Genomic DNA, 3,430 nt, shown 5'->3' on the forward strand with positions numbered 1-3,430 from the left:
AAAACCGCAATCACTTCATCATTTTCTAACACTCGATAGATTTTCTTTTGCATATTTACTTCTCCTGTTTTTCTTGTGCCATTCTTCTTTCACTCATCTGACGATTCGCTTCAAAATACAAATAAAAATATTCAGCATCTTGCATGACAACTTCCTTCATTTCCTTTTTATCAATTTGTAGCTTCTCAGCGTTTTCTGCGACGTAATCACTCAAAGCAAGTATGTTGGTTAAGTTTTCTTTTATAATTACATCGATAAGTTTATCTATCTTTTTTTGCATATTTATTTCTCCTTGTCTTTATCAACTATCGATCTCAATTTAAATCGATTTGAACGTAAGTATGCAGTTAAGAATATCGTCTGACTTCTGACTGTTTGAAACCAATCATCAAACTTTTCCGACACAGCATAATCAACTAGATCCCCATACTCGGAACAGCCTGTTTCCTGAACCCACGTTACTATTTCCTGCAATATGGAATCAGTATCTACTCCAACATCCGTTAAGTATTGACGATATTTAAAACCATTATGAGCAACAACTTCACTCTTGTTATACTGATATTTTTCCGGATTATTTCTATGCCATAAATACTGAACTGAACCTTGTAAACTACCAACTTTTTTAGGTACTGGCGAATTCAGCATTTCAGAAAATTTCAATGCTTGCTTATAACTTTTTTTATTAGTAAATGAAATAATAATATGCCAATGAGGCTTTTTTATTTCTCCTGTTAGCTCATTTATATCTTTATCGTGTAATGGACTTTCAATCCATTTTTCGCCTGTTTCATCTAACAATTCTCTCCAATTTTCTGGTGCTGATTCAGGATATACTAACCAACTCCAATTTCTTGTACGACTATCTTTTTGAATATCATTTTCAGACATGTTATAATCACCTTATCAAAACAAAAGCCTAAATAGCGATTTCCGTCTCTCTCAAAAAAGCGGAAATCGCTTATTTTTTTTGTTCAGATTCCTTTCTATTTTCATTAATCCATAACGTAATAAGCGCGGACTTACTTAGTCCCATCTCTTTTGCAATTTTATCCAAATTATCAGCTACTTCTTTTGTCAAAGTTACCATTATTCGTTTTTTATCAGCACTGACCAAAATGACCACCTCTTTTATTTTAAAATAACAGTAACACTTTTCTTTCTAAATGACAACTAAAATGTAATAAAAGTGTTGCGTTTTTGGCCATGACCAAAAAAACGTCAATTTTTGTGGTCAAAAAAAAACCTTTAATATCAACGTTTATAGCTATTTTGACCAAATGACCAAATGACCACATAGGGGGGTGTCGTAGTACCCCCCCTGATCCCTCGAAACTTAAAGTAAGGTCTAGATCAAAATCAAACAAAAAAAGAACCAAGACCTTAAGGGAATTGCATTCCCTTAAAACCCTAGCGCCTCTCGCAACCAGAGTGATTAGATCAGGTTCAGGCGAAGCCGTTAAAGCTTCAGGACGTCAAGGCACAGGTCGTATTTTTGAGAAGGTCACTCAAAAATCTCCACCTTTACGCCTTGACGTCCTGATTTTTGCCATTGCGTCTTTTCATGCCGAAAGCTACACAGAGTGAACAGTTCACTAGGTAGCTCTCGGCTTTTTTAGTGTAATGGCAAAAACCGCTAGCGTTCTATATCAAAGTCGTTTATCCGACGCTGCTCTTCTTCGGCCATGTCAGAATCAAACGTTTCTCTAACGTATTCTCGCTCATATCCAAGCCTTTCAAATGCTTCAAATGACCAGGCTTTGAATTTCTCCAAATGCCTTGTAAGTGGTTTGAGTGATTTCTCCACTCGCTCATTCAACTCGTTCCATGCTTCTCGCCAATAATCTGACTGCTCTCTCTCATCACTCAAGGCTTTTTTCAGGTGTTTATTCTCTTGTCTCTCCTCTTGTAACTCGCTCTCTGAGATCCATTGTGCTTGCCTGGCGTGATTAATCGTTTTTTCGACCTTCTGTAAGTCCGCCTTGGACACCATTACTTTATCCGGCACTTCTCGCTTACCTGCAATCGTCCGCTCTATCACAGGTTCTGTCTGCAGTTTCAGAACATACTTTGACGACTCACGGTGTTCCTTGAACCCTTCTTTCCATGACTTGATCTTATTCCAGTCTTCTTTCTGTTTTGAAATAACCGTGTCTGCCTTGGCTATTTTGTTCTCTGTTTTATTTAACTCGTCCTCTAAGGGCTTAATTTTACGTTCTAAGCGGTTTTTACGGTCAGCTAAGTGATCTAGCTTATTTTGAAGGTTATCACGCTCAGAACGCAAATTTTCGACCTCTTGCATGACTTCCTGGTACTCATAATGATTTTTAAAATGGTTTTTGCCGACTTCTTTTCGCTCAAGACCATTTTTATTCATAATTGTCTCGATCGATTCTAACTGCTGATTTCGCCAATCTGAGAACCGCTGTTTTTTATTCCCTGTAAACCCTTGGTTCTCCAACGCTTTTGAAAAGCTTGGCTGTTTTTCTAAGCCCCGTTTATAGCCTTCCGCCACTGGCACGTAATTGATGTGCATGTGCGGGCTGGCTTCGTCCATATGGATCACCACATTATACGGAACTAAATGCGGGTTTTGCTCTTTCCATTGCTCGAAAAATTCCTCGTACATATCTGCTGTTTTTTCCCATTCTTGCCAAAGGGGTAAAAAATAATTGTCTTTGTCACCAATCTGAATGACTTCTTCTCGTTGTAATTCTAAACTATCGGACTTTTTAACGTGCGAAAAATAGTCCTTAATCTTCCGGTCTTCCCTCTTTTGTTTGGCATTATATCTCTCCAATGCTGGTCCGAATTCTCGTTCATAAACCTCTCTCAAGTTCTCCTGGACTAGCGTCCTATTATACTGAGTACGCTCTGTATCAACGTTTTTCAGCTCTTTTTCTCTGTTATTGTGTCTTATGCTCGATCTTCCACCTGCATTTTGGATCGAAATACTTCTCTGTTCGGCCATAGAATCAGTCCTCTGTATTTGGTCTTATCACTATACGGTTTCTGTTACTCTTTGTCAAAGAGTAACGTTCTTACCCTTTTGACATAAATGTGCAAAAGGGAACGTTCTTCGAAGACACCTGCCGTGGGCTGAAGTGCGGTCACTCGTCTTCGCCTGCGTGAGTATCGACTGACTCCTCCGGGTCTATTGTCGATACAAAAAAAGAAAGCACCCGACCTCTTTCGACTTGGGCACTTTCTTTTTTCACTAAAAGTCTCTTGGCTGGATTAACCAATCCGCCAAATCAACTTCCTCAATTTCGAAAATCGTTTCTGAAATTGTCGCCTGATAATCGACAAAATCATTTGCATATTTTCTACGATTAAAAACCGCAATCACTTCATCATTTTCTAACACTCGATAGATTTTCTTTTGCATATTTACTTCTCCTGTTTTTCTTGTGCCATTCTTCTTTCACTC

At 38.3% G+C, this 3,430-nt stretch carries 5 protein-coding genes; all 5 read right to left on the minus strand.

Going from position 1 to position 3,430, the window contains the following annotated elements:
* Positions 1–55: 55 nt before the first annotated feature.
* Entirely contained in the window at positions 56–280 is a 225-nt protein-coding gene (locus CLV38_RS13380; protein ID WP_106196459.1) for a hypothetical protein, read from the minus strand.
* Positions 281–282: 2 nt separating this feature from the next.
* Positions 283–891, minus strand: a complete 609-nt coding sequence (locus CLV38_RS13385) for a replication protein (RefSeq protein WP_106196462.1) — start codon at positions 889–891, stop codon at positions 283–285.
* Positions 892–961: 70 nt separating this feature from the next.
* Complete coding sequence (locus CLV38_RS13390) at positions 962–1,126, minus strand: ribbon-helix-helix domain-containing protein (RefSeq protein WP_425427792.1); 165 nt, start codon at positions 1,124–1,126, stop codon at positions 962–964.
* 510 nt (positions 1,127–1,636) lie between these two features.
* Positions 1,637–2,971 carry a plasmid recombination protein gene (locus CLV38_RS13395; RefSeq protein WP_106196466.1) on the minus strand — a complete coding sequence of 445 codons (1,335 nt, stop codon included), beginning with the start codon at positions 2,969–2,971 and terminating at the stop codon, positions 1,637–1,639.
* A gap of 246 nt (positions 2,972–3,217) precedes the next feature.
* Positions 3,218–3,388 (minus strand): hypothetical protein, encoded by a 171-nt coding sequence (locus CLV38_RS13800; protein WP_170068916.1) that lies wholly within the window; start codon positions 3,386–3,388, stop codon positions 3,218–3,220.
* Between the last annotated feature and the right edge of the window lie 42 nt (positions 3,389–3,430).

It is taken from the genome of Alkalibacterium olivapovliticus (assembly GCF_003003275.1).
Taxonomy (GTDB): Bacteria; Bacillota; Bacilli; order Lactobacillales; family Carnobacteriaceae_A; genus Alkalibacterium; species Alkalibacterium olivapovliticum.